The organism is Nocardioides sp. YIM B13467 (assembly GCF_042788075.1).
Lineage (GTDB): Bacteria > Actinomycetota > Actinomycetes > Propionibacteriales > Nocardioidaceae > Nocardioides.
This window is the reverse complement of record NZ_JBHZPJ010000046.1, coordinates 1891972-1918174: the sequence shown is the minus strand read 5'-3', so window position 1 is coordinate 1918174 and position 26203 is coordinate 1891972. Positions and strand designations below refer to the sequence as shown.

Genomic DNA, 26203 nt, shown 5'->3' with positions numbered 1-26203 from the left:
ATCGTCGTCAGTCGGCGAGATCGACGATCACCGGAGCGTGGTCGGAGGGGGAGCCGGTGCCGATGGCGGGGTTGCGCTCGTCGAGATCGACGAACGCGCCCGTCACCCGCGAGGCGAACGACGGGGAGCCGAGGACGAAGTCGATGCGCAGGCCGCGGTTGCGCTCGAAGCGCTGCCGGTAGTAGTCGAAGTAGGTGTAGGCCTCGGGACCGGGCACGAAGGGGCGTACGACGTCCTTGAAGTCCTTCTCGATGGCGAAGAAGGCGTCGCGCTCGGCGGGGGTGAGGTGGGTCTTGCCGACGAACTGCTTGGGGTCGAAGCAGTCCTCGTCGAAGGGGCAGACGTTCCAGTCGCCGACCATCGCCGAGGGTCCGTCGTGCCAGGCCTGCGAGGCCTTCTGCAGGGCCGCGAGCCACTCCAGCTTGTAGGCGTAGTGGGGATCGTCCGGCTTGCGGCCGTTGGGGACGTAGACCGAGGTCACCCGCACGCCGCCACAGGTCGCGGTGAGCGCACGCGCCTCGGCGACGTCCTTGAACGACGGCATCCCCTCGAACCCGACCTGGATGTCGCTGAGCCCGACCCGGGAGATCAGCGCGACGCCGTTCCACTGGTCGTAGCCGACCGAGGCGACCTCGTAGCCGCGGGCCTCCAGACCCATCGTCGGGATCTGGTCGGGCTTGGCCTTGGTCTCCTGCAGGGCGAGCACGTCGATCGAGTGTCGCTCGACGAAGGCCTCGACGCGGTCGATGCGGGAGCGGATGGAGTTGATGTTCCAGGTGGCGATACGCACGCCCGTCAGACTATCCAGAAGACGTATTGGACTACCGTTTGAGGCGTGGGCAGCGCGACGATCGAGATGCACGGGGTCCGTCGTCTCTACGAGCAGGCAGATCTCGCCGAGCTGATCGCCCTCGACGACATCGACCTGACCATCGAGCCCGGCACGTTCGTGAGCATCATCGGGCCCTCGGGCTGCGGCAAGTCGACGCTGTTGCGGCTGATCAGCGGGCAGGAGTCGGCCGACGCCGGGAAGATCACCGTGTGCGGTCTGACCCCGAAGGAGGCGGCCGAGGCGAAGGCCTTCGGGTTCGTGCCGCAGTCTCCGGCGCTGCTGCCCTGGCTGAGCGTGCTCGGCAACGTCACCCTGCCCCACAAGGTCAACCGCCGTAGCGACCGTGGCCGCCCCGACCTCGAGGCGATGCTGCGCGAGGTCGGCCTGGGGGAGTCGCTCCACAAGCTCCCCGCCGAGCTGTCGGGCGGCATGAAGCAGCGGACCGCGATCGTACGCGCCTTCGGGCTGCGCCCCGACGTACTCCTTCTCGACGAGCCCTTCGGTGCGCTCGACGAGTTCACCCGGGAGGCACTCCAGGAGCAGCTGCTGGAGCTGTGGGAGCAGACCCGCGCGACGGTCGTCTTCGTCACCCACTCGATCTCCGAGGCGGTCAGGTTGTCCGACAAGGTCGTGGTGATGGCCCCGCGACCGGGCCGGATCACCGACGTCATCGACATCGACCTGCCCCGCCCGCGCCACCAGGAGCTCCTCACCTCGCCGGAGTTCCACGCCTACGAGCTCGCCCTCCGGGGCAGCCTGAGGGACGCCTTCAGCCACGGAGAGGTCGTCTCGTGACCCTGGACTCAGGTACGCAGCCGGCCCCTCGGCAGCGGCCACATCTGGTCGTTCCCACCCCCGAGCAGCTCGCCGCGCGCCGCCTGCGCCGCCGTACGCGGCTGCTCCGCCCGCGCTACTGGCTCCCGTTCGTCCTCCTCGTCGTGGTGCTCGGGCTCGCCTGGGAGCTGGGTGCGCGGCGGATGCCCTACCTGTTCGCGCCGCTCGGCGACATCGCGAGCGTGCTGAGCGAGGACCCCGGCTACTTCCTGACCAACACCCTGGTCACGCTCAGCGAGGCGCTGGTGGGGCTCGGAATCGGCTTCGTCGCCGCCTTCGCTCTCGCCGTAGTCGTGAGCGAGATCGCGGTGGTGCGGCGCGCGGTGATGCCGGTGGCCGTCGTGCTCTCGGTGACGCCGCTGGTGGCGATCGCGCCGCTGCTCGTGGTCGCGCTCGGGTTCGGGATGGGGCCGAAGGTCGTCCTGACCGCGCTGGTCTGCTTCTTCCCGATCCTGATCAACGTGGCGACCGGGCTGCGGGCGGTGCCCTCGCCGGTGCTGCAGGTCTACCGCACCGTGGCCGCGAGCCGGCTGGAGGTGCTACGCCACCTGCGGGTGCCGGCCTCGCTGCCGTACGTCTTCGCGTCCCTGCGGATCGTCTTCCCGCTGTCGATGATCGGCGCCGTCGTGGCGGAGCTCTCCGCCGCGGGGTCGGCGGACGGCCTCGGCAGCGTGATACAGGTGGCCAGCTCGCAGAACAGACTGGCTACGGTGTGGGCAGCGATCTTCGTCCTCGCGGCGCTCGGGTCGTTGCTGTTCTGGCTCGTGACGCTCGCCGAGCGTCGAGTGCTCCACTGGCACGAGTCCTGACTGAGTTGAAGGAGCCCTTCATGTCTCGCGTACGTCCGATCGCCGCTGCCCTCACGTCGGCGGTCGTCCTGCTCGGTGCGCTGACCGCCTGCGGGTCCGCACAGAACTCCGCCGGCGAGCAGGGGAGCGCGGTCTCGGCCGAGCGCTGCGAGCAGAACGAGAAGGCCGGCAAGATCACCTACATGTCGGGCTACTACTGGCAGGCGTCGGCCTCGATCATGGAGGCCATCGCCGCAGATCAGCTCGGCTACTTCGACGACCTCTGCCTCGACGTCGAGCTCCAGCCGGGCTCGGGCGACGTCTCCCAGAACGCCAAGCTGATCGCCGCCGGGAAGGTGCAGGTCGGGCCGCTCTCCGAGCAGGACATCATGACCTCCAACGCGAGCGGCCTGAAGGTGCTCGGCGTCTCGTCCTACTCCAACGCGGGTCTCGACGTGCTGATGACCGGCACCAAGATCACCGACCTGAAGCAGCTCGAGGGCAAGACCCTCGGCCACAAGGGCTGGGTGCCGGTCGGCGTGCAGGCGATGCTCGCCGAGGCCGGCGTCGACCAGGCGTTGGTGAAGCAGGTCAAGGTCGGCTACGACCCCGGCGTGCTGCCGCGAGGTCAGGTCGACGCGCTGGTCGGGTTCGTCTCCAACGAGCCCAACCAGCTGAAGGAGGCGGGTGAGGACGTGACGGTCTGGGAGCCGACCGACTTCGACGTGCCCGGTTCTCTCGGCGCCTACTCCGTCAACCCCGCCTGGGCCGAGAAGCACCCCACGGCCGTCGAGGACTTCCTGCGGGCCGTCTTCAAGGCCTACACCTACTGCGCCGCCGCCGACCACGTCGAGGAGTGCATCGGCTACCAGCACGACCTGGCCGGCGCCGAGTCCGACGAGAAGCACGAGACCGCCATCTGGCGCACCGAGGTGAAGGTCGCGGCCGACAACCCGCTCCCGGGCAGGTTCGGCTCGGTCGACCCCGACAACGTCGCCGCGCTGGCCGGGGTCGTGACGGCGTACGCAGGTCAGAAGGTCACGCCCGAGCAGGCAGCCTCCTGGTTCGACACGTCCTTCGCCGAGGCCGTCGTCGACGACGACGACAAGGTGATCTGGCCCGCTCCGTGACGCTCCCGATGGCAAACACAGGAAATCGTCTCGAAAGTTTTGCCTGTTCAACGGGAATTTGACCGAAGTTTCTATAGCCCATCACTAGGCCCAACGCTTGAATCTCCTGTGGCCGCCGGCGTCTATCGCCGGCGGCCGTTCACAAATCTCAGGAGGAAGAGCTATGCGAGTTCGTATTCCCATGATGATCGCCGCGGCTGCGGGTGCCGCGGCGCTGACTGCGTCGATGGTTCCCGCATTCGCCCAAGAGGCACCGAGCTACAAGGAGTTCGAGGCGTCCACGTACGTCGACTTCGACGGTCAGTACGTCGTCAACGGCGACGAGGTCGTTTCCAACCAGGGTGACCTGCACAAGTTCTACGAGTCGATGGTCTCGGCGCCGAAGCACGTCCCCGAGGACGGCCTCATCGTCAACACCGTCAGCGGCAGGGACGACAAGTGGTCGGCCTCGCAGGCGCTCAACCTGACCTACTGCGTCTCGAACAAGTTCGGCACCAACAAGGCCGGCATCGTCACCGCGATGGAGCAGGGCGCGGGCCTGTGGGAGGCGGCGAGCTCGGCGGTCGAGTTCACCTACGTCCCCGCCCAGGACGGCTCGTGCAACACCCGCAACTCCAACGTGCTCTTCTCGGTCGAGCCGGTCAGCACCTCGCAGTACATCGCGCGGGCGTTCTTCCCCTCGACCTCGAAGCGCTCGCGCAACGTGCTCATCGACGACTCGATCTTCTCGTCGGGCAACTGGGAGCCGGGTGACATCCTCGCGCACGAGCTCGGTCACGCCCTCGGGTTCCGCCACGAGCACACCCGCCCGGAGGCGGCGACCTGCTTCGAGGACAACAACTGGCGTGCGCTGANGCGCGCGAGGCGCCACGCCGAACATCGACGCGGCCAGGTCGGGCTTGGCGGTGTCGGCGGAGGCGCCACCGCCGTACCAGCCGACGAACTCCTTGATGCCTGCCTGGACGATCAGGCCGACGAGGGAGCGGTTCTTCGCGGAGAGGTCCTTGAACCACGGCATCGCGTCGTCCATCCGCGACGTGGCGGCCGTCGCCAGCCGGCCGGTCGCGCGCCGCAGCGCCGTTGCCGTCCGCCGTCGCGTATCGAGGGTCGCCTGATTGGTCACACTGCTGATCCTTCCACCTGGAGATGCGGCTGGGGGCCCGGAACAGTCGCTCCGAGCCCCCGACCTGACGGACAGACGCTCAGGCGTCTCCGCCCTCCTGCATGATGCCCTTCGTCGACGTCGGGTCGTCGATGCGGTAGGTGTCGAAGGCCTTCTTCACCAACGCGGCGTCGATCTCGCCGGCCTCGGCCAGCGCCTGGAGGGCCTGGACGACGACGGACTGGGCGTCGATCTGGAAGAAGCGACGCGCGGCCGGGCGGGTGTCGGCGAAGCCGAACCCGTCAGCACCGAGGACGCGGTAGTCGTCAGGCACCCAGCGGGCGATCTGCAGCGGGACGGCCCGCATGTAGTCGGAGACCGCGACGACGGGGCCGTTGGACGCCGAGAGCTTCTCGGTGACGTACGGCGTGCGCGGGGTCTCACCGGGGTTGTTGAGGCTCCACTGCTCGGCCTCGATGGCGTCGCGGGCGAGCTCGTTCCACGAGGTGACCGACCAGGTGTCGGCCTTGACACCCCAGTCCTCCTCGAGGATGCGGGCAGCCTCCTCGACCCACGGGAAGCCGACGCCGGAGGCCAGCAGGCGGACCTTGGGGCCGTCTCCCTCGGCGGTCGAGACCTGGTGGATGCCCTTCAGGATGCCCTCGAGGTCGACGTTGTCGGGCTCCTTGGGCTGGCTGACCGGCTCGTTGTAGACGGTCAGGTAGAAGATGACGTCCTCGCCGTTCGGGTGCTCCTCGGTCGAGCCGTACATCCGCTCGAGGCCGCTCTGCATGATGTGCGAGACCTCGTAGGCGAACGCGGGGTCGTAGTGGACGACCGCCGGGTTCGTCGCCGCCAGCAGCGGGGAGTGACCGTCGGCGTGCTGGAGACCCTCACCGGTCAGCGTGGTGCGACCGGCGGTGGCGCCGACGAGGAAGCCGCGGCCCATCATGTCGGCCATCGCCCAGATCGAGTCGCCGGTGCGCTGGAACCCGAACATCGAGTAGAAGATGTAGAACGGGATCATCGGCTCGCCGTGGGTGGCGTACGCCGTGCCGGCAGCGGTCGCCGAGGCCATCGCCCCCGCCTCCGAGATGCCCTCGTGCAGCATCTGGCCCTGCGCGGACTCCTTGTAGGAGAGCAACAACTTCCGGTCGACACTCTCGTACTGCTGGCCACCCGGGTTGTAGACCTTCGCACTCGGGAACATCGCGTCCATGCCGAAGGTGCGGTACTCGTCGGGTGCGATCGGGACGATGCGCTTGCCGATCTCCGGATCGCGCATCCAGTCCTTGAGGAGTCGGACGGTGGCCATGGTGGAGGCGATCTTGTTCTTGCCGGAGCCCTGCTTGAGCTCGGCGTAGACCTTCTCGCCCGGCAGGGTGAGCGGCTTGAACTCGACCCGGCGCTGGGGGAGCGGACCGCCGAGCTGCTTGCGGCGTTCCATCATGTATTCGATCTCGGCCGACTCCGGACCCGGGTTGAAGAACGGCGCCGCACCGGTCTGCTCGTAGGTCGCCTCGAGCTCCTTGTCGGAGATCGGCAGGAGCAGACGGTCGCGGAACTTCTTCAGGTCCGCCATGGTCAGCTTCTTCATCTGGTGGGTGGCGTTCTTGCCCTCCAGAGCGTCGATCGTCCAGCCCTTGATGGTGTGGGCGAGGATGACGGTCGGCTGCCCGACGGTCTTGGTGGCCGCGTCGAAGGCCGCGTAGACCTTCCGGTAGTCGTGGCCGCCGCGGGGGAGCTTGCGGATCTGCTCGTCGCTCATCTGCTCGACCATCTTGCGCAGGCGCGGGTCGGAGCCGAAGAAGTTCTCCCGGACGTAGGCACCGGTCTCGACCGAGTAGGTCTGGAACTGGCCGTCGGGGGTGGAGTTCATCTTGTTGACCAGGGCGCCGTCGACGTCCTTGGCGAGCAGCTGGTCCCACTCGCGGCCCCAGATGACCTTGATGACGTTCCAGCCGGCGCCGCGGAAGTTGGACTCCAGCTCCTGGATGACCTTGCCGTTGCCGGTCACCGGGCCGTCGAGCTGCTGCAGGTTGCAGTTGATCACCCAGACCAGGTTGTCGAGCTCCTCGCGGGCGGCGACCCGGATGGCGCCGAGCGATTCGGGCTCACCCATCTCGCCGTCGCCGAGGAAGGCCCAAACGCGCTGGTCGGAGGTGTCCTTGACGCCGCGGTTCTGCAGGTAGCGGTTGAACCGCGCCTGGTAGATCGAGTTGATCCCGGTCAGGCCCATCGAGACCGTCGGGAACTCCCAGAAGTCGGGCATGAGACGCGGGTGCGGGTAGGACGAGATGCCCTGGCCGACGCCGTGCTGAACCTCCTGGCGGAAGCGGAAGAGCTGCTCCTCGTTGAGCCGGCCCTCGAGGAACGCACGCGCGTAGATGCCGGGGGAGGCGTGGCCCTGGATGAAGACCTGGTCGCCGCCACCGGGGTGGTCCTTGCCGCGGAAGAAGTGGTTGAAGCCGACCTCGTAGAGGCTCGCGGAGGACTGGTAGGTGGCGATGTGGCCGCCCACCTCGAGGCCCTTGCGGTTGGCGGAGGAGACCATGACGGCGGCGTTCCAGCGGATGAAGGCCCGGATGCGTCGCTCGATGTCCTCATCGCCCGGGAACCACGGCTCGCGGTCGGAGGGGATGGTGTTGATGTAGTCGGTGCTGCGCAGTGCGGGGACGCCGACGGACTTCTCTCGGGCTCGCTCCAGCAGACGCAGCATCATGTAGCGGGCTCGCTCGCGTCCGCTCGACTCGAGCATCGCGTCGAACGAGCCGAGCCACTCACTGGTCTCTTCGGGATCGATGTCCGGAAGCTGGGTCGGTAGACCCTCGTGGATTACGGTCGGCTGGGCGGGGGTCGGGCCCTGCGGACCACCAGTCGTCTCGGTGGATTCTTCGGTCACATCCTCAATGGTCGCACGCGGTCGAGAGCGGGTGCCCATCCGCGGTGGGTTACTGGACAGTAGGAGGTTTCTGCTGGTCAACCCCGAAAATTCGTTCGTACGCCGAGTTGCTAATCTGCCGCCCGTGACTAGCCTGGATCGTGACAATGCCGCTGCTGACGTTTTGGTGGTAGGTGAAGCACTGGTCGACGTGGTCACGACCGCCGACGGCGTGACCCAGGACCATCCCGGTGGGAGCGGCGCCAACGTCGCGGTCGCGCTGGGCCGGCTCGGCCGTCCGGTGCGCTACGCGGCCTCCTTCGCCGATGACGCCCGGGGGCAGGCGTTGGCCGCCCACCTGGCCGACTCCGGGGTCCGGATGGCATGCGACCCGCACGTGCTGGCCCGCACCTCGACCGCGCAGGCCACCATCACGGCCGACGGGTCGGCGACGTACGTCTTCGACCTGGAGTGGAAGCTCGGCGAGATCGCGGTGGGGACGCCGCGGTTCGTCCATGTCGGCTCGCTCGCGCCGGTGCTCTCGCCCGGTGCCGAGACGGTCTTCGCGCTGCTCGACGGGCTCCCCGACTCCGTCCGGGTCCTCTACGACATCAACATGCGGCCCACGCTGACCGGAACCGGCCAGGAGGTCGTCTCGCGGATCGAGCGGGCGGCGGCGTACGCCGATGTGGTCAAGGCGAGCGACGAGGACCTGGAGACGCTCTACCCCGGGGCCGGGCTCGACAAGGCGGCCGCGCGGCTGCTCGAGCTCGGTGCCGGTGCGGTCGCGGTGACCCGCGGCGGCGACGGCGCCAGCTGGATCACCGCGTCCGAGCGGATCGACGTCGAGGCCGAGAAGGTGACGGTCGTGGACACCATCGGTGCCGGCGACACCTTCTCCGCGGGCCTTGTCGACGCGCTCTGGGACGACTTCGGGCGCGACCGTCGAGAGGTGCTCGCCCATGGCGTCCGGGCGGCGGCGGTCACCGTCTCGCGTGCTGGTGCCAACCCGCCCACCCGCGCCGAGCTGGACGGCTAGTGCAGGAGCTGAGCCGCGAGTGATCGTGCCGTGACGGTGACTACCCGATCATGTCGGCGCAGCTCATCGCCGTGTCCGGTGCGACAGTGCTCTCGGTGCGACGCAGGTGAGCCTCACCCCATACCCTGACCCCTTCGACGACGGGGAGGACCGTAGCCCCGTAGGGAGTGAGCCGGTAGATGACGGGCGCAGGAACCGGTCCGGTCGCCACACGTTCGACGAGCCCGTCGGCTTCGAGCTCGCGTAGCTGTTCGGCCAGCACCTTGGGAGTGATGGGCGCCGCTCGGCGGCGGAGGCCGGCGAAGTGGGACTCTCCGTGGGCGAGCCAGTAGATCAGGGTGAGCTTCCACTTGCCGCCGATCGCGGTGAACGCTGCAGCCATCGGGCACCCCGGCAGTGGGTTGGGACGAGAGGGGTTACCTGTAGGTGCCTTCTTGTTCATGGTTCTGCTCCGCCCGATAGTCGAAGTATGACCATTCCATACCGACGAATCCTGACGGTAGCCCTTTCTGCCGCCCTGCTGTTCGCGACGGCGGCATCGCGCGACGCCTCACCATCTCTCGCGTCATCGACGATCGCCGACGGCCAACGGGACTTCGACTGGGAGATCGGTACCTGGCGCTCCACCGTGCAAGTACTCGCCGACCCGCTCTCGGAGTCCCCGGACGAATGGCTCCAGTTCACCGGGACCAGCACCGTGCGTCCGCTCTCGGATCGGCGGGCCAATGTCGTCGAGCTCGCGGCGTCGGGGCCGGCCGGCCGGATCGACGGGCTCAATCTGAGACTGTACGAACCGCAGGCGCAGCGGTGGAGCCTGACCTTCGTGAATATGCGCGACGGTCTGCTCACCCCAGCGGTGTACGGCAGCTTCCGCGACGGCGTCGGCGAGTTCTACGGCGACGACCAGCTCGGCGGGCGTCCGATCAAGGTGCGGTTCCTCATCGTCCGCGTGGGCCAGGACGAAGCGAGGTTCGAGCAGGCGTTCTCGGCCGACGGCGGGACGACCTGGGAGACGAACTGGATCGCCGTGGATCGCCGAATCCGACGCTGAGGGGAAGACCGCGTCACACGAGCAGCGCCTCGAGCTCGGGAAGTCGGCCGAACATGTCCCAGGCCGCTGCGACCGACGGCTGATCCTGTTCTCGCTCGGCGAGTGGGGCGAGGCGCATATGGAGCGGATAGAGGCCATCCCGTGGCAACGCTCCTGACGGCGGTCGTGGAGACGCCCTACGCGGCCAGGCGCTCGGCGAGCGTACGTCCCAGCCAGGCCGCGGAGCGGATGGCGCTGCCGCAGTTGGCGACGAGGACGCCTGGGCTGGGCTCGTCGATCACCAGCGTCTTCTGTGCGGTGTCGACGCCCCAGAGGATGTCGTCGACGCGGGCATCACTGAGCCAGGGGAGCGTCGTGGCGAGCCCGCTGTCGAGGATCTCCTTCCAGTGGTCGACGGGGCCCGAGGTGTCCTCGTCCTCGACGATGTCCTCCTGCCCGACGACGACGCGCAGCTGGCCGTCGATGAGCTTCACGAAGACGTAGCCGAAGCCGTCGCCGATCGGCACGATCGTGTGGGGAAGCTGCTCCCGTTCGGGGGGAACCGGGAGGTCCAGCACGAACAGCTGGCGCTTCTCGGCCTCGGCGCTGGTCTGCGGGAACACCGAGGCGTTCGCCGCGCCCATAGCGCCCAGGACCCGGCGGGCGCGGATCGCGCCGCGCGAGGTCTCGACCACATGACCGCTGCCGTCAGGGCGTACGCCGGTGACGAGCGCGTCGACCAACGTCGCTCCCGCTTCCTGCGCCTGGTCGCGGAGCAGCCCGACGAGCCCGGTCGCGGAGACGTTGAGCGCGGGGATGTGCTCGCCGGTGTGCAGCAGGTGGTAGGTGTTCTCGATCATGTCCAGCTCCGCGCCGGCCGCGCCGCGGATGAACTGCTCGGTCTGGGTCGTCATCTCGCGCTTGACCGGATCGGGCCACGTCCACCGGATGCTGCCGCCCGAATAGCGGTAGGTCGCGACATGGGCGGGGTCGTCGGCGGGGTCGTGGTCGATGAGGACCACGCGCAGGCCGGGCCGGGCCAGGAAGGTGGCTGTCGCAGCGCCGATCGGGCCTGCTCCACAGATCGCCACGTCGGCCTCTGCGGGCTGAGTCATGAGTTGGTCAGCGGTCAGGTCGGCGGGGAGATCAGTCAACGAAGTCCTTCCGGGAGGTACATCAGGCCTGTGCGCGAATATTCGTCCAGAAGGCTATCGGCTGGGGTGCGCCCCGCGCTCAGCAACTGGTCCAGACAGTCGAGATGGCCCGCCTCCGGCATGTCGGCGAGCGCTCGGCGGGCGGACGCGAGCACCTCGCCGGCACCGGCGGCGATCTCGGGGTCGGCGAACGCGTCGGTCGCGGAGCGTTGGTGCAGGTCACGGCTGGGTTGGTCGGCAAGTCCAGGCAGGTCGTCGGCGAGGCAGACACCGAGCGTCAGCGCCGCGCCGGCGAGCAGAAGGTCCCGGGAGAGGAAGGCGTCGTAGGCCTTGAACTCGATGCGTCCCTCCTCGCGCGGGATCCGCGGCGGGTGGACCATGGTGGGCTCGGCGCCGACGGGCGGTTCGACGAAGCAGCGCGCCGCCACGCGTCGCCAGGTGCGCTCGTAGGTGCGCTTGCTGGGGCCGTGCCACGCCCGGCCGGCGTGGAAGGGCGAGCTGAAGCTGAACGGCACCATGAAGGGGCTGTAGTGGGTCAGCCGGCGGGTCACCTCGACGACCTGTTCCGCGGAGAACCCGGGGAAGGAGAGGTTGATGTCGGGGCCGTAGCTCAGGTTGGAGACCTCGGCGTGGTCGTACTCACGATGCTCGGCCCGCATCGTCTGCTCCCACTCGTTGAGCGGGGGGTCGAGGACGTACGCCTCACGGACCGGGTTGAAGCCGACGACGCCCAGGTGCAGGCCGATGGGAGCGAGGCGCTTGGAGATGTCGTCCTGCAGATCGATCAGTCGGTCGGCGGCCTCGGTGGTGCTCGAGCAGACCGGGGTGCGGATCTCCACCCCCTTGACCAGCATCGTCGTGAAGGTGCCGTCGGCGTCGAACCGCTCGTCGCCCTCGAGGTACCAGTAGCCGCTCTTGATCCCCAGGTCACCGCGGACGAGGTCCTCGTCGGTGGTGCCGGAGCCGTCGGCAAGCGCGCGTTGGAGGGTGTCGAAGTCGAGATCCACGAAGTCATGGAAGATGCCCATGTCGCGAAACGAGCCCGCGCCTACGTCGGGTGACTCCGTCACCAGGGCATACTCGAACTCGAACCCGGCGGAGTAGAGCACGGCGCAACTCTAGGGCAGTGCGCGGGCCATCATCCGCATTTCTCGGAATTTAGGTTAGGCTCCCCTCATGTTTCGCGCGGTGAAGCCGGAGACAAAGCCGGAGACGAGGGTCGTGGTCACCTCGACCCGGCGTCTCAGTGCTGGGATGACCCGCGTCCATCTCCGCGCCGAGGACCTCTCCGCGTTCGAGGGCAGCGTGTGCACCGACCGGTTCGTGCGTCTGGAGATCCCGGTCGGCGACGGCTCGACCGTATGCCGCACCTACACGGCGCTGGACCCCTCGGTCGCCGAGGGCACCCTGGCCATCGACTTCGTGCACCACGGCGACGAGGGCGTCGCCGGCCGGTGGGCGGCGACGGCCGGTCCTGGTGACGTGCTCACCGTGCGTGGGCCGGGTGGGACGTACGCTCCGGACCCGGCCGCGGACTGGCACCTGCTCGTCGGTGACGAGTCCGGTCTGCCTGCGATCCGGGCGGCGCTGGCTGCGCTGCCGGCCGACGCGGTCGGCTATGCGGTGATCGAGGTGCCCTCCGCGGAGCACCTCCAGCAGGTCGACGCGCCGGCCGGGGTCGAGGTGCGCTGGCTGGACGCCACCGTCGACCCGCCCCTGGAGGTCGTCGTCCGCGAACTGCCCTGGCTGCTCGGTCGGGTGCACGCCTTCGTGCACGGCGAGGCCGAGGTCACGATGCAGCGGATCCGTCCCTACCTGCTGCGCGATCGTGGGGTGCCGCGCGGCGACCTGTCGATCTCCGGCTACTGGCGCCGCGGGAACAACGAGGACAGCTTCCGTACGTGGAAGCGCAGCCAGGCTGCCGACCGCCAGGTCGCGCACGCAGCTCACTGAGACGGAGCCGCGGCCGCCCGGCGAGGGCGGCCGCGGCGTACTCAGTCCGCGGCCAGCGGCGTCACCGTCATCCGGTCGAGGTTCGGGGCCCACGGTGACCGAAGGCCCAGCTCCGGGTAGCGGTCGGAGATGTAGGTCTCACCGTTCCAGTCCGGCAGCTCCTCGGAGCGGAAGGACAGCGTGTTCTCGCCTGCCTTCAGCTCTGCGTAGAACGTCAACGTCCAGAAGCCGTTGTCGTGGAAGCTGTGCGGGAACCAGACCCGGCGGGCCTCGCCGCCGTTGACGCTGACGTCGGCGTGCCGGGCCAGCGGGTCCGGGTTGTAGTGCGACGCCGGCGACTGCTCCCCGTTGGAGTAGCGCACCGTGATCGCGTACGTCCCGGCCCGAGGTGCCGTGGTCGCCAGCGTCAGCGCGTTGCCGTTGCCCGGGTCGCCACCGACACCGGTGACCGCCTTGCCGCCGTCGGCGAGCGGGTAGGACGCGACCTTCGCCGAGCCCTCGAGGGCCCCGTCCTCGGCCTGGGTGGTCACCGATTTCAGCGCGCCCGCCGACGGACCGACACGGAGCCGGTCGACCAGCAGCCTGCCCTGCTCCGCGGTCAGGGTGATCTTGTTGATGCCACCGGAGAGGAACACGTCACGCGACACCGACCGAGCTACGACCCCGAGGTTCTGTCCGTTCAGCGCCAGCCGGACGCGCCCGGACCCGAGGGCGTCGAACCGGAGGCGGTGCTCGCCGTCGTCGGGGGAGTAGACCCAGAACGTCGCGGTACCCCGGGCGAGGTCTGCGGCGCCGGACCCGGACACCCCGGCCTTCGAGTAGTCGGCCCGAGCCCCGCCGGTGAGCGTCGCGTCCTCACCCTCGTAGGTGCGTTGCGTAGCGGCCGGGTTCGACAAGGAGAGGTCGATCTTGTCGATGATCGCGTCGCCGCGAGTGCCCTCGGTGCCATCGAGGCTCCGGGCCGCGATCGAGATCGTGTGCTTCCCGGCGGTCAGGTCGACCGTGGTGTCGGCGTGGTCCCACACCACCCACTTGTAGCCGAGCGGCAGGTGGATCTCCTGCTCCTGCTTGCCGTCGACCGTGATGAAGGCGTTGGTCGGACCCTGGTCCTTGACCAGGCTGTAGGTGTTCAGAGAGTTCGCGAACACGCTCAGGTCGTAGGTCCCGTCTTTCGGCACGTCCACGGCGAAGTCGAGCTTCACGTTCGAGTCGGTGCGGATGCCGCCGACGTTGTAGGAGCCGGAGGTGTAGAAGCCGCCCAGGTTGGACGGGCTGCCCTCGGGGCCGTTGCGGGAGTAGCCCGAGCCCGAGTGAGCGGCGTCCTCGGCCTCGTACGTCGCCCGCCACTGCTGCGGCGGCACTGCCTCCGCGGTCGCGTTGGCGCCGGGGGTCACGATGATCTGGTAGGCGGACTCTGCCGAGAGGGCGGGGACGCCGTCCTTGCCGAACCAGAACCCGACACCGCCGTCACTGACCGGGACCTTCATCTCCGCGACCTCGGCCGGCCCGGTGTTGTCGCCGAGCTGACCCGACCAGCCGATCTCCTTGATGGCGACATGAACGCTGGACCCGAACGTCGTCGGGTCGACCCCTTCGAAGCCGACGTACGACTCCCCGTCGGCGCCCCCGATGATCGCCTCTGCCCGTCGCCGATCGCGATCGAGGGTCGCGACGCCCTGCAGCGTGTAGCTTTCGTTCGGACGGGGCGGGGTGAGCTTGACCGTCTGCCCGGTCATCTGGCTGTAGGCGTTCAGCAGCCACCACTGCCCGTTGGCCTTGTTGGCCTCGACGGCGGAGTCGGACAGGTTCCCATCGATGTTCCAGTAGGCGATGTCGCCGTCGACCTTGCTGTCCTCGAGCGCCGAGACCCACTGGATCATCTGGCCCGGAACGGACGTGTGGTAGTTGAAGGCGTACTCGTTGATGTTGATCGGCAGATGCTTCCCCGCGTACGGGGTGCCCTGGTAGATCGTGTCCTCCCAGCCGCGGAACCTGGCCACGTTGGTCCGGATCGAGGCCGGGTTGCTGAGCTCGTGCCAGGTGATCACGTCCGGCATCGTGTCGTTGGCGAGCGCGTGCTTCATGAAGCCCTGCACCTGGCCATAGAGGATGCTCGTGTTCGGGCCGGCGATCCGGGCGTCGGGGAGCTCGCTCCTGATGAGGGCGTGGACCTCGTCCCAGGCCTTGAAGTAGTGCTGCGGGTCGTCGAGCCAGCTGACCTTGTTGTAGCTCCACGCGCCGGTGCCGAACATGTTGCCCTCGGGCTCGTTGAACGGCACGAAGACGACGTGGCTGCGGTACTTCTCCGGCAGTGCCTTGACCTGCTCGACCTGGGTCCTGATCTTGGCCTTGAAGTCGTCCAGCTTGGCCTGCGGGGTGTCGCCCGGCCACTGGTAGGGGAACCCGCGGTAGATGTCGGTCATGTAGATGTAGACGTCGCCGCCGGAGCCGTCGACAAGCGGCTCGAGCACCTCGAGGGCGTCCGCACCCGGGTGCTGCGGACCGTCCTGGGCCTTGGTCGACACCGTACGCAGGTTGATCCCGTCGATCAGGTTGCTCGAGGGGAGGTCCTTGCCGTAGACCCCGTAGAGCGTCCCGGACGCGCCTCCCATGACGTCGCCGGTGGGCTTGGCCAGGTCGATGTCGACCTGGTTCTCGTAGCGAACGGTCACCTCGGCCGAGACCGATCGCCCGGAGGCGGTGCCGCTCACCGTGAACCTGCCCCGGTCCGCGTACTTCGCCGGATCCACCTCGTCCCAGGTGATCGGTACGTCGCGGTCGTAGCCGTCACTGAACGAGGCCCGCACCGAGGCCGGCAGGTCCGGCTCCGTTCCGACGTGGGTGTAGACGTCGAAGGAAGTCTGTGCCGGCTCGACGATCGTGGGAGGGGTGGCTCCGGTGGCTTGGACGAGCTGCTCCGGGGTGAGTGCGGCCCCGTAGAAAGTCACGTCATCGAGCGAGCCGCCGAACAGGTTGTCGGCGGGGAACATCGACCTGCCGAGGAACCCGCTCGTGGACGCGCCCTCGACGAGGTCGGAGGCGGTGATCTTCGTGGTGGCAGCCGCGACGGCTGCGCCATCGAGGTAGGTGGTGAGCAGGTCCGTCTCGGTGTCCAGGGTGACGGCGACGGTGTGCCAGGACTTCTCGGGGAGCGGGGCATAGCCCGAGTTGGTCGCCTCGGCGCCGGTCCCCGCCACGGTCGCCGTACGCAGCACCGACCCGTTCGACGGCGTCAGGAACAGATAGCGGCTGGTGTCCTTGCCCAGGTCGAGGATCCGCTGCCAGGAGCCGCCACCGCCGTCCCAGCTCACCCGCGCGGTGACGGTGAGGTCGGTGCGTCCCTCCAGGACGCCCTTGGGGAGGGTGACGTAGGCGCCGTCCGACGAGGACGGCCCGCCGGGCAGGTGCAGCGCCTGGCCGCCGCCGTCTCCGGGGACGGTATCGGCGGTGCCGCCGTTCACCAAGGTGCCGTCGAGCCCGTTGCCGGAGTCGTCGGCGACCGTTCCGGTGGCCGGGTCGTCGTCGAAGGCGTAGTGGACGACGGGGTCGGGCACGGTGACCTCGGCGGCACCGGCGCGTGGGACCACCCCGGGTGCGGCCAGCGCAACGGCGGCGACCGCGGCTGCCGCGGCGGCGGTGGCCGTCCTGGGTGGTGTGGACGTGAAGGGTGATCTCATCGGTAGCTCCTTCTGTTGTGGGGTCATGACCGCCGAACGTGATCGGCGGCGAAGAGGAGGTAGACCGCGGCGGTCCAGGTGTAGGCGCGGTCACGCAGCCCCGCGCCGGTGCGGGCGTCGAAGTTCTCGGCGAAGCCGGACTTCTCGCACAGCGCCCTGAACCGCTCGCTGACGACGTCGGCGACGGCCGTGAACCCGCTTCGGCGCAGGCCGTCCTCGATGAGCGCGGTCGACGGCGCCCAGATCGGGCCCCGCCAGTAGCCGTCGTCCTGGTAGTGGGGCGAGGAGACCGGCTCGGTGGCAGGTCCGTAGTCGGTCAGGTGATCGCCGAGCCGGTCCGCCATCGTCGTACGGATGTCGGACGGGAGCCGGTCGCCGAGCACCAGCGGCAGCAGGTTGAGCAGGCTGGTTCCGGTGCTACGGCGCCCCGAGAGCGCGCCCACGGCGACGAACTCGGTTCCCGTCCAGAGCTCGTCGATCAGCGTACGGACGAGCTCGTCGCCGACCTTGCGCCAGCCGGCCGAAGGGTGGCCGAGCTCGTCGGCGAGGTCGGCGAGGACCTCTAGCTGGACCGCGAGGAACGCGGCGAGGTCTGGTGACTCGATGACCCGGTCGAGGTCGAACGTGGTGGAGTTGTCCCACCCGCTGTCGTTGCCGTGCTGGTAGTAGGGCAGGTCGTGGCCCGGCCGTCGCCTGGAGTCGATCCAGAACCGGCTCCATCGGACCAGGCCGTCGTGGATGCGCTCGAGCTCGTCGGTGTCGAAGGCCCGGGCCGAGGTCGCGCGCAGCCGGCCCAGAGCCCAGCCGTGGATCGGCGGCTTCACGTAGTTGTAGAGGACCTCGGTGTGCGTCACGGAGTCGGGCAGCGCGCCGCGGTCGTCCTGGTGGTCGAACGGCGCGAGGAACTGGTCGAGCGCGGCGTCCGGACGGCCGGGTGCGAGCGCCATCGCGTTGAAGCAGTGGTCCCAGCTCCACAGCTTGTCCATCCAGTGCTTGGACATCAGCACCGACTCCCGGCCCAGCAGACCGCTCGGGGCGACGGTCGCCGACCACAGGACGTACGCCGCCAGCGCCGCCGCCGGGGTGCGCTCGTCACGCCACGGGGCGAGGTCGTCTAGGTAGCTGGCGAAGTCTGCTGCCGAGTCCGCGACGACCTCCTCGAAGGTCGCTGTCTCGGCTGGCACCGTCTGCTGCGAGGTCGCCTCGCGAACCTCGGCCTCCCAGTCGCCGCCGTCGCTTCCGAGCAGGATCGACCTCGTCGCCTGGCCGAGGGCCTCGGAGCCTTCGACCGAGTTCGCCCCGCGGAGCATGATGACGCGGTAGCGGTGGCCGGTCTCGTAGCTGGTGAAGACGACGGCACCGTCGCTCGGGTCGGTGAACAGATAGGTCCCGGTGAACGGGGTGAGCCCGGCAGCGGCATCGCCGAGCCGCAGCGCGAGGCCGGAGCCGCGGAGGCGTACGGCGTCCGGGCCGGCGAAGGCCGCCTCGATCCGGCCGTCCTCCCGCGACCAGGTCAGGACCGCAGGGTCCGCGGACCAGGTCGTCTCGACCGGCCGGCCGTCGCGCTCCGGTCGCAGCGCGAGCACGCCGTGGAACCCGTTGCGGTGGGAGACGAGGTGGATCGCGTCGGTGCGGGTGTGCAGGGCGACCACGGGGGAGAGGTCGAGCCAGGAGCCGCGCCGGGAGAACGGGATCTCCCGAACGTCGAAGGCGGCCTCGGTCGAGGTGTCGTGCAGCGGCATGCGTGGTGTCCTTCAGTCCTTGACGGCGCCCGCCGTCACCCCGGCGGCGACGTACCGCTGGGCGACGACGAGCAGGATGGCGGTGGGGATCGAGGCGACGACGGCGGTCGCCATCAGCGGGCCCCACTCCTGGTTCTGGGAGCCGATGTAGTCGTAGAGCCCCATCGTGATCGGGCGCAGCGAACCGCCCTCGCGGTTGAGGGTGGAGGCGAAGATGAAGTCCGACCACGCCCACAGGAAGGCGAACAGCGAGACGGTCACCGCCGAGTTGCGCGAGATCGGCAGGACGACCTGGGTGAAGGTCTTCCAGTGGCTCGCGCCGTCGATGGCCGCGGCGTGGAGGAGGTCCCGCGGGATGCCCGCCATGAACGCGGAGAACAGCATGACTCCGAACGGGATCGCGATCGTGGAGTCGGCGACGATCAGGCCTGGGACGGTGTCGAGGATCCCGAGGTCGGTGTAGACGGTGTAGAAGCCCAGCGCCATCACGACGCCCGGGACCATCTGCGCCACGATGAGGCAGAAGTTGAGCACTCGTCGGCCCGGGACGAACAGCGACGACATCGCGTAGCCGGCCGGGGCCGAGACCAGCAGCGTGAGCGCGACCGTCCCGATACCGATGATCAGGCTCGTGCCGAGATAGGGCAGCTGGTCCTGGAGCACCACCTGGTAGTGGTCGAGGGTGAACGCCTTCGGGAACAGACCGCCGCTGCGGATGGCGTCGCGCTGGGTCAGCGAGACGTTGACCATCCAGTAGAGCGGGAACAGCATCAGTGCGGTGAGGACGAGGCCGATGCCGGTCTTCACCCAGGCCGAGGCGGTCCGTGTGGACGGCGTGGCCGGTGTCGAGGTGCGCATGTCAGGCCTCCTCCTTGCGCTGCACGGCGAGATAGACGAGGCCCATGACCAGGGCGACGAGCAGCAGGATCGTGCCGACGACGGACGCCTGGGAGTACTCGATGACTGCCGAGGTGCCCTTCCCGAAGGCCATCCCGTACGCCCAGGTCGCCAGCGTCTGGGACGAACCGGCGCCGGCGGTCATGATCCAGATGATGTCGACGACCTTGAGGGTGTAGACGAAGCCGAGCAGCAAGGTGATCGCGCTGACGGGCCGCAGCAGCGGGAACGTGATCGACCAGAACCGGCGCCACGGGCCGGCGCCGTCGAGAGCGGCCGCCTCGTAGAGCTCGGCCGAGATGTTCTGCAGCCCGGAGTAGAGGATGACCAGGTTGAACGGGATCCCGAGCCAGATGTTCGCGATCATCACGGCCCACAGCGAGTTGTCGGCGCTCAGCCACCAGATGGAGTCGATGCCGAAAGCTCCGAGGAACCGGTTGACGATGCCCGAGTCCGCGTCCATCATCCACTGCCACGTCGTCGCCGAGACGATGATCGGGAGCAGCCACGGGACCAGGAAGAGCCCACGCAGGAGCACCGACAGCGGGAAGTGGCGGTGGAAGTACGTCGCGAGCGCCAGCCCGATGACGTACTGGAAGACCAGCGAGCCGACCACGAAGATCGCGGTCTGCTGCACGATCGGCCAGAACTGTGGCGCGGTGAGCACCTCACGGTAGATGTCGGTCCCGGCGAAGGGCGCCTCGCCGGTGACGTACGTCGCCCGGGTGAAGCGGTGCAGGCTCATCGACACGTTCTCGGCCAGCGGATAGGCGTAGAAGACCACGAGGTACGTCACCAGCGGCGCGACGAACGCCACCCCGGCCCAACGGCGCCGGTGGTGTCGGCGCCGGGGAGGGGGCGCCGAGGCCGGCACCGTCTCCGGTGCCGTCCGGCGCTCCAGCGTCGAGACTGTGGGATTCCTGGTCACTGTTTCATCCGTTCTCCAGGGTCCGGTCGCGGCTCAGTTGCCCTTGGCTTCCTGAGCCGCGGTCTCGAACGCTTCCTTGACCTGGTCGGCGTCACCGGCGGCGTTGAGCGCGGCCTGCTCGGCCTTCGACAGCGCGGCCGAGGTCGCGAGGTAGCCGGTGCCGAGGTCGGTCGTCCGGCCCTGGGCGCTGGAGATGGCATCCGCCCACGGCTGGTAGTGCTCCGTGGCGGCGATCTGCTGCTCGCGAGTGGATTCGGCGGCGGTGAAGTAGCCGAGCATGTCGTCCGTCTCGACCTGCGTCGTCGAGCCGAGCAGGCAGTCGAGCACTTCCTTGGCGGCGGCGTAGTGGGCGTCGCTGTTCTCCTTGTGCAGCGGCACCACGCCGAACTCGCCGCCGGTCGGCACCGGCGCCGCGCCGCCGTCCTGGCTCGGGATGGGCATCATCTTGATGGGGAACTTCTGCTCGGTCGCCGCCTGGGCGAACCACGAGCCGTTCTCGGCGAACGCGTACTCGCCGGTGAGGAACAGGTCCCAGGACGCGGACTGGTTGTCGGTGACGGCTGACTTGGGGGTGTACCCCTTACCGATCCAGTCCGAGACGAGCTGGCCCGCCTCGACGGCGTCGGCCGAGCCGATGTCGGACAGGTCGGCGCCGGATCCCCAGAACCAGGGCAGGAACTGGAAGGTGCCCTCCTCGCCGGGGACGCCCGCGAACGTGATGCCCTTGTGGCCGGCTCCGGTCACCTTCGCCAGCGCGGCGTTCAGGCTCGCCCAGTCGGTGATGCTCGCCGGGTCGACGCCGGCGTCGGCGAGGACCTTCTCGTTGTAGTAGAGGCCGAGGGTGTTGGCGCCGACGGGGACCCCGTACGTCTCGCCGTCGACGGTGCCGGGGCCGGCGAGGTTGGCATCGGCGTCGGTCGCCTCGAGGCCGACCTCGTCGATGGGGGCCAGCAGGCCGGAGGCAGAGGCCTCGGGCATCGCCGGGTTGTCGAGGAACACCACGTTGGGTGCGTTGTCCTCGCGGACGGCCGTCGTCAGGTTGTTGATCAGGTCGGTGTTCGGGGCGGCGGTGCGCTTGATGGTGGTGCCCTCCGGTGCGCACGACTTGACGTACTGGGCCCAGTCCGAGCTGTCGTCGTACTGCGGGTAGGGGTCCCAGAACCCGATCTCGGTGACCTTGCCCGACTCTTCCGAGGAGCCGCACGCCGCCAGAGACATGGTGAGCGCGGCCGCGCTGAGGAGGGCGACCGTACGACCGTGGGGGCGGCCTGGGGTGGGGGTGCTGTTCATCTCGTGTCCTCTCGCATCATTGCGTGGGTTGTTGAACCGGTTCGACAGCGGGCGCGACGAGGCGCTCCGTACGATCCCGGCGGTGGGTCAGCTGGTGCTGCCGCGGTCGCGGAGCACCGGGGTGACGAACCGGACGATCGGCGGTCCGGCCGCGACCGGGTCGGTGACCCGGCCGATCAGCCGGGAGACCGCCTGGCGCCCGAGCTCGTCCGCGGCCGAGTCCACGGCTGTATAGGGGAGCGAGAACTCCTCGCCGAAGTCACGCGAGTAGAGGCTCACCACGCTGAGGTCCTCCGGGACTCGCACCCCGCGTTCGCTCAGGATCGAGGGCAACGCGGCGACCGTCGCGTCGTTGTGCACGATCAGGCCGGTCGCGGTCGGGTGCGCGTCGAGGATGCGGTTGACGGACTCGCCGATCGCGGGCTGGCGCGACTCGCCGTGGTAGCAGTGGATCTGGATGCCGTGTCGCGCCGCGCGCTCGACGGCCGCGTCGCGGAACCGCCAGGCATAGGTCCCGCCGCGCTCGACCACGTGGTGCGGCGGCGCGATCAGGATCAGCTCGCGGTGATCGCGTTCGTGCAGATGGTCGACGAGCATCCTGGCCGCCTCGCCGAAGTCGAGGTCGACGAAGTCCAGGCCGGCGGTGTCGCGGGCGAGACCGAGCAGGACCCCGGGCTTGCGGACCGCCCTCAGCGCCTCGAGGCGCGGGTCCTCGGCGGTGACGTCGAGGAGGACGATGCCGTCGACCATGCCGGAGTCCGCGATCCGGTGGATCGCGGAGGGGCCGTCGGGGTCGGTCACCATCAGGATGTCGTAGCCGAGCTCGCGGGCCCGCATGGAGATCGGCAGGACGTACTGCAGCATGGCCGGCGCGAACTCGTCCTCGTGGAACTGCAGCAGCAGTCCGAGCACCATCGTCTGCGAGGTGGCCAGCGCGCGTGCGCCGGCGTTCGGCGTGAAGCCGAGCTCGCGGATGGCCTGCTCGATCCGCTCCCGCGTCTCGGTCGAGATCGTGCGCTTGCCGGAGAGGGCGTAGGAGACGGTGCTCCGCGAGACGCCCGCGTGCCGCGCTACGTCTTGGATGGTGGCCAACTCGCTACCTGACTTTCGAACCGGTTCGACACTGGAAGTGACTAGAGTGTGATCAACATCACGCGTCGTGTCAAGGGGTCGCGCCAGGGCTCGAGCGTCGCCGGACGAGGGGTCTCGACGAGCTCGACGCGGGGATGGTGGCTGAGGTCAGCGGGAGCGGGTCGGCGCGACGATCTCGATCGGCCCGTCGACCCGGGCGGCGACCCAGGCGCGGTGGAAGTCGCTGCCGGGGGCGACCTCGGCGCGGCGCTCGGGTTCGCGGATCAGGTCGACGGGGCACTCGAGCTGCCGTCGTGGCGTGGGTGTGGGGCGAGGGCCGCTGTGCTCGGCGATCGCCTCCGCCAGCGCCTCGGCGACGGGCTTGCGCCGGTGGTCGACGGTGAAGAGACCGAGGTCGTACTCACGCTCGGGGAAGTCGACCAGCGATCGGTCCAGGTCGTGGGAGCACCACCAGGTGATGCCGTACAGGGCCGGGTTCTGGACGACGTGGCCGACGGTGCCGGTGACGAACTCGCGCACGCTGTCGGGGCCGATCTCCGGCAGGGGAGCGCCGATCTCCTGAAGCCAGACCGGGCGCCCGGGCTCGGCGGCGTACGCAGCGGCAAGCTCGACCAGGTAGTCGGCATGCGTGAGTGTGGCCGGACCCAGGGGCGCGTCGATCGCGCCGACGCCGTTGAAGACCCAGGAGTGCACGGTGCTGAGGTCGCCGAGCGTGGTGACGTCGGCGGGCCCGAAGGGGTGGTCGGGTGCGTAGAAGGCGTCGTCGAAGAGCGAGTGGAGACAGAGCAGGCCGGGAGCGGCCTTGCGTGCGGTCTCGAGGAGCTCCCGCGCCCAGGAGCGGGACTCGGCGATGGTGGTCGGGTTCGACGGCCACAGGTTGTTGACCTCGTTGCCGAGGGTCAGCGCGAAGACGTTGTCCCGGGTGGCGACCGCACCGGCGAGTACGTCGACGTAGGTGCGCAGACCCTCGCGCACCTCGGGGTGGCTGAAGAGCGATCGCTGGTGGTGGGTGAGCACCCACGAGGGCAGGAAGTCGAAGCTGGACAGGTGGCCCTGGATCAGGTCGACGCAGACGTCGAGCCCGCGGGCGGCGGCCAGGTCGATGGTGGTGAGCACGTCGTCGAGCGCCGCGGACCGGATCAGCGAGCGGTTGGGCTGGATCCAGGGCCAGACCGGGAAGATGCGTACGTGGTCGAGGCCGAGACCCGCGAGGTCGTCGAAGTCGCGGGCGATCTCGTCGGCGTCGAAGTCGAGCCAGGAGTAGAACCAGCCGGATGAGGGCACGTGGTTGGCGCCGAAGCGCAACGGGGCAGGGGCTGAGGGCGTCGGGAGAGCTGGCACCCGCGCAATATAAACCGTTTAAGTAAACCGGGCAATCAGTGTCCGGCGGGCGGAGCCGTGCTCTCCCGCGGGACGAGCACCGGGGTGCTCGACTGATGGCGGACGGTGAGGGTCGGGTCGGCGATCAGCCGGAGCAGCCCGCGGGCGGCCTCGGTGGCCCATCCCTGGGTGTCGCGGGTCAGCGCGGTCAGCGAGGGGTGGGTGAGCCGCGCCAGCAGCGAGTCGTCGAAGGAGAGGATGGAGAGGTCCTGCGGCACCCGCACGCCCATCTCGAGGGCGACGCCGAGGCCGGCCACGGCCATCACATCGCTGTCGTAGACGATCGCGGTCGGCCGATCCCGCCGCGACAGCACCCGGCGGGTGATGACCGCCCCCTCGGAGTCGCTGTAGTCGGTGGGGATCGAGACGACCTCGGCCAGCTCGTGGCGTTCCTTGGCCTCGGTGAGCACGTCCATCCGGCGCTTGGTGTGCAGGAACTGCGGCATGCCGGCGACGTGGACGACGTGGCGGTGGCCGAGCGCGGCGAGGTAGTCGACCGCCTCGTGCATGGCCTCGCTGTCGTCGGCCCAGGTGAAGCTCAGCGACGTGTCTTCGAGCGGCCCGCCGAGCACCATCACCGGGACTTCGAGGGCCTCCAACGCCGCGAAGCGGGGGTCGTCGATGAGCGGGTCGAGGAGCAGGAAGCCGTCGACCCGCCTCTCGGCGGTCCAGCTGCGGTAGGCGGACATCTCGGCCTCCGGGTCCTCGACCACGAGCAGCTGCAGCGCGGTGCCGTCCTCGGCCAGGCCGGCCTGCAGGCCGGAGACGATCTGGCCGAAGAACGGCTCGAGGCCGAGCGTACGTGCGGGGCGGGACAGGATCAGGCCGACCGCTCCGGCGCGCGCGTTGCCGAGAGACCTGGCCGCGCGATGGGGGCGCCAGTTCATCTCGTCGGCGACGGCGAGGATGCGCCGCCGGGTCTCCTCGCTGACTCCCGGCCGTCCGTTGAGCGCGAACGAGACCGCGCCCTTGGAGACGCCGGCGCGCTCTGCGATGTCCGCGATCGTGGGTCGTGCCATCGACATGTCCTTCCTGGGACGAGGCCGGAGGCGATTGTGGCGCCCCTCACACGGATGCCTTGACGGCACACCTCGTTCGGTGAATAGTACGGCCCGAACTTAACCGCTTTATCAAAAGCTTTCAGCAAGGAGCCAGAAATGAGCGTACGCCGGTTGGTGGGGGTCGCCGCTGGGTTGGCCATGGGCATCACTGCGATGACGGGTTGCGGGGCCGGCGACGAGCCGTCCGCCGGTGACCTCGAGGGCAAGATCGAGGGCAAGGTCTCGATCCAGACCTGGGCGCTGAAGCCCAAGTTCACCGACTACGTCGAAGGCGTGATCGCCGACTTCGAGAAGGAGAACCCGGGTGTCGAGGTCACCTGGCTCGACCAGCCCGGCGACGGCTACGACCAGAAGGTGCTCACCCAGGCGTCCTCCGGCGACCTTCCCGACGTGACCAACCTGCCGCCGGACTTCGCTCTTCCGCTCGCCCAGCAGGACCAGCTCCTCGACCTCGAGAAGACCGACGTCGACCTGGAGGGGACGTTCGTCGAAGGTGGCCTGCAGGGCTACCAGTACGACGGCCTCGACGGCACCTACGGCTACCCGTGGTACCTCGGCACCGATGTGAACTACTGGAACAAGGACATGTTGGCCGAGAACGGGCTCGACCCCGCCAGCCTCCCCACCGACCTCGACTCGCTGATCGAGCAGGCCAGGACGCTCAAGGAGAAGTCCGGCGGCAAGGTCTACCTGATGACCCGCAAGCCCGGGCTCAACGACCTGCAGCAGGCCGACGTACCGATCTTCAACGAGGACGGCACCGAGCTCACCTTCAACACCCCCGAGGCCGTCGAGCTCGTCCAGAAGTACGCCGACGCCTATGCCGAGGGGCTGCTGCCGAAGGACATCCTGACCGACACCTTCCAGGGCAACGCGGAGCTCTACAACCAGGAGAAGGCCGCCTGGACGACCGGCAGCTCCAACATCTCCGGCCTCGAGGAGGCCAACCCGGCGCTCGCGAAGGGCACCGAGATCTCGCCGGCCTTCGGCGACGGCCCGCTCTACGTCCAGGGTCTCTCGGTCAACGCCAACAGCAAGAACCTCGCCGCCGCGAACGCGCTGGCCCAGTTCGTGACCAACCCCGACAACCAGCGCGAGTTCGCCAAGCTGGCCCCCGGTGTCTACCCGAGCACCGTCGCCTCGCAGGAGGACCCCTACTTCACCGAGGACGACGGCTCCGTCGCCGCCAAGGCGAAGGTCACCGGTTTGAAGACCCTGACCACCGCCATCCCGAACAACCCGAAGGTCTCGCCGGCGATGTCGACCATCATCGACCAGCAGATCGGCCTCGCCATCAGCGGTGACGCGACGCCGCAGGAAGCCCTCGACAACGCCGTCGAGGAGTGCAACAAGCTGCTGGCGCAGTGACGGACTCCCCAGTGACCGACTCCAC

General features: G+C 69.0%; 21 protein-coding genes. 8 read left to right on the top strand and 13 right to left on the bottom strand.

All coding sequences use genetic code 11. The annotated features are described in order from the left end of the window. Positions 1-7: 7 nt before the first annotated feature. Positions 8-790: an exodeoxyribonuclease III gene (locus ACFX43_RS16215; RefSeq protein WP_378829205.1), complete on the bottom strand. Its 783-nt coding sequence runs from the start codon at positions 788-790 to the stop codon at positions 8-10. Between the two features lie 45 nt (positions 791-835). Here ACFX43_RS16215 and ACFX43_RS16210 point away from each other — a divergent pair, with 45 nt between their 5' ends. The 4 genes from ACFX43_RS16210 to ACFX43_RS16195 all read left to right on the top strand — a co-directional run bounded on the left by ACFX43_RS16210 (position 836) and on the right by ACFX43_RS16195 (position 4812). After that, complete coding sequence (locus ACFX43_RS16210; protein WP_378829193.1) at positions 836-1627, top strand: ABC transporter ATP-binding protein; 792 nt, start codon at positions 836-838, stop codon at positions 1625-1627. Next, complete coding sequence (locus ACFX43_RS16205) at positions 1624-2475, top strand: ABC transporter permease (protein ID WP_378829187.1); 852 nt, start codon at positions 1624-1626, stop codon at positions 2473-2475. The genes ACFX43_RS16210 and ACFX43_RS16205 overlap by 4 nt, the downstream gene beginning before the upstream one ends. A gap of 20 nt (positions 2476-2495) precedes the next feature. Next, positions 2496-3584 (top strand): ABC transporter substrate-binding protein, encoded by a 1089-nt coding sequence (locus ACFX43_RS16200; protein ID WP_378829178.1) that lies wholly within the window; start codon positions 2496-2498, stop codon positions 3582-3584. 163 nt (positions 3585-3747) lie between these two features. Next, positions 3748-4812 carry a M57 family metalloprotease gene (locus ACFX43_RS16195; protein ID WP_378829171.1) on the top strand — a complete coding sequence of 355 codons (1065 nt, stop codon included), beginning with the start codon at positions 3748-3750 and terminating at the stop codon, positions 4810-4812. On the opposite strand, the gene aceE is transcribed toward ACFX43_RS16195, so the two are convergent. After that, complete coding sequence (gene aceE / locus ACFX43_RS16190) at positions 4787-7627, bottom strand: pyruvate dehydrogenase (acetyl-transferring), homodimeric type (RefSeq protein ID WP_378829160.1); 2841 nt, start codon at positions 7625-7627, stop codon at positions 4787-4789. The two genes, ACFX43_RS16195 and aceE, sit on opposite strands and share 26 nt — an antisense overlap. 85 nt (positions 7628-7712) lie before the next feature. On the opposite strand from aceE, the gene ACFX43_RS16185 reads away from it, so the two are divergent. After that, positions 7713-8606 (top strand): carbohydrate kinase, encoded by an 894-nt coding sequence (locus tag ACFX43_RS16185; RefSeq protein ID WP_378829139.1) that lies wholly within the window; start codon positions 7713-7715, stop codon positions 8604-8606. A 40-nt stretch (positions 8607-8646) separates the two neighbouring features. Here ACFX43_RS16185 and ACFX43_RS16180 read toward each other — a convergent pair whose 3' ends face one another. Beyond that, positions 8647-8988: a winged helix-turn-helix transcriptional regulator gene (locus tag ACFX43_RS16180; RefSeq protein WP_378829132.1), complete on the bottom strand. Its 342-nt coding sequence runs from the start codon at positions 8986-8988 to the stop codon at positions 8647-8649. Between the two features lie 87 nt (positions 8989-9075). On the opposite strand from ACFX43_RS16180, the gene ACFX43_RS16175 reads away from it, so the two are divergent. After that, complete coding sequence (locus tag ACFX43_RS16175; RefSeq protein ID WP_378829122.1) at positions 9076-9657, top strand: hypothetical protein; 582 nt, start codon at positions 9076-9078, stop codon at positions 9655-9657. A 176-nt stretch (positions 9658-9833) separates the two neighbouring features. Here ACFX43_RS16175 and ACFX43_RS16170 read toward each other — a convergent pair whose 3' ends face one another. Beyond that, positions 9834-10790 carry an NAD(P)/FAD-dependent oxidoreductase gene (locus tag ACFX43_RS16170; RefSeq protein WP_378829116.1) on the bottom strand — a complete coding sequence of 319 codons (957 nt, stop codon included), beginning with the start codon at positions 10788-10790 and terminating at the stop codon, positions 9834-9836. Next, positions 10787-11899 carry a glutamate-cysteine ligase family protein gene (locus ACFX43_RS16165; protein ID WP_378829109.1) on the bottom strand — a complete coding sequence of 371 codons (1113 nt, stop codon included), beginning with the start codon at positions 11897-11899 and terminating at the stop codon, positions 10787-10789. Before ACFX43_RS16165 ends, ACFX43_RS16170 begins: the two co-directional genes overlap by 4 nt. A gap of 79 nt (positions 11900-11978) precedes the next feature. On the opposite strand from ACFX43_RS16165, the gene ACFX43_RS16160 reads away from it, so the two are divergent. After that, entirely contained in the window at positions 11979-12743 is a 765-nt protein-coding gene (locus ACFX43_RS16160; RefSeq protein ID WP_378829101.1) for a siderophore-interacting protein, read from the top strand. A gap of 41 nt (positions 12744-12784) precedes the next feature. Here the strand turns inward: ACFX43_RS16160 and ACFX43_RS16155 are convergent, their stop codons facing one another. The 8 genes from ACFX43_RS16155 to ACFX43_RS16120 form a co-directional block, all read right to left on the bottom strand. Further along, positions 12785-16420, bottom strand: a complete 3636-nt coding sequence (locus ACFX43_RS16155; protein WP_378829092.1) for a LamG-like jellyroll fold domain-containing protein — start codon at positions 16418-16420, stop codon at positions 12785-12787. 23 nt (positions 16421-16443) lie between these two features. Beyond that, the gene (locus ACFX43_RS16150) at positions 16444-18162 is read right to left on the bottom strand and encodes an amylo-alpha-1,6-glucosidase (protein ID WP_378829080.1); all 1719 of its coding nucleotides are present in this window, start codon (positions 18160-18162) and stop codon (positions 16444-16446) included. A gap of 12 nt (positions 18163-18174) precedes the next feature. After that, positions 18175-19020 (bottom strand): carbohydrate ABC transporter permease, encoded by an 846-nt coding sequence (locus ACFX43_RS16145; protein ID WP_378829070.1) that lies wholly within the window; start codon positions 19018-19020, stop codon positions 18175-18177. A gap of 1 nt (position 19021) precedes the next feature. Continuing rightward, positions 19022-19987 carry a carbohydrate ABC transporter permease gene (locus tag ACFX43_RS16140; RefSeq protein ID WP_378829058.1) on the bottom strand — a complete coding sequence of 322 codons (966 nt, stop codon included), beginning with the start codon at positions 19985-19987 and terminating at the stop codon, positions 19022-19024. Between the two features lie 33 nt (positions 19988-20020). After that, entirely contained in the window at positions 20021-21277 is a 1257-nt protein-coding gene (locus tag ACFX43_RS16135) for an ABC transporter substrate-binding protein (RefSeq protein WP_378829047.1), read from the bottom strand. Positions 21278-21364: 87 nt separating this feature from the next. Next, entirely contained in the window at positions 21365-22369 is a 1005-nt protein-coding gene (locus tag ACFX43_RS16130) for a LacI family DNA-binding transcriptional regulator (RefSeq protein WP_378829031.1), read from the bottom strand. 147 nt (positions 22370-22516) lie between these two features. Then, a complete protein-coding gene (locus tag ACFX43_RS16125; RefSeq protein WP_378829017.1) occupies positions 22517-23710 on the bottom strand; it encodes a glycosyl hydrolase in 1194 nt (397 codons plus the stop codon). 35 nt (positions 23711-23745) lie between these two features. Next, positions 23746-24768, bottom strand: coding sequence for a LacI family DNA-binding transcriptional regulator (locus ACFX43_RS16120; RefSeq protein WP_378828996.1), 1023 nt, complete (start codon positions 24766-24768; stop codon positions 23746-23748). A gap of 138 nt (positions 24769-24906) precedes the next feature. Between ACFX43_RS16120 and ACFX43_RS16115 the strand changes: the two genes are divergently transcribed. Beyond that, positions 24907-26178 (top strand): ABC transporter substrate-binding protein, encoded by a 1272-nt coding sequence (locus ACFX43_RS16115; protein ID WP_378828979.1) that lies wholly within the window; start codon positions 24907-24909, stop codon positions 26176-26178. Positions 26179-26203: the final 25 nt, after the last annotated feature.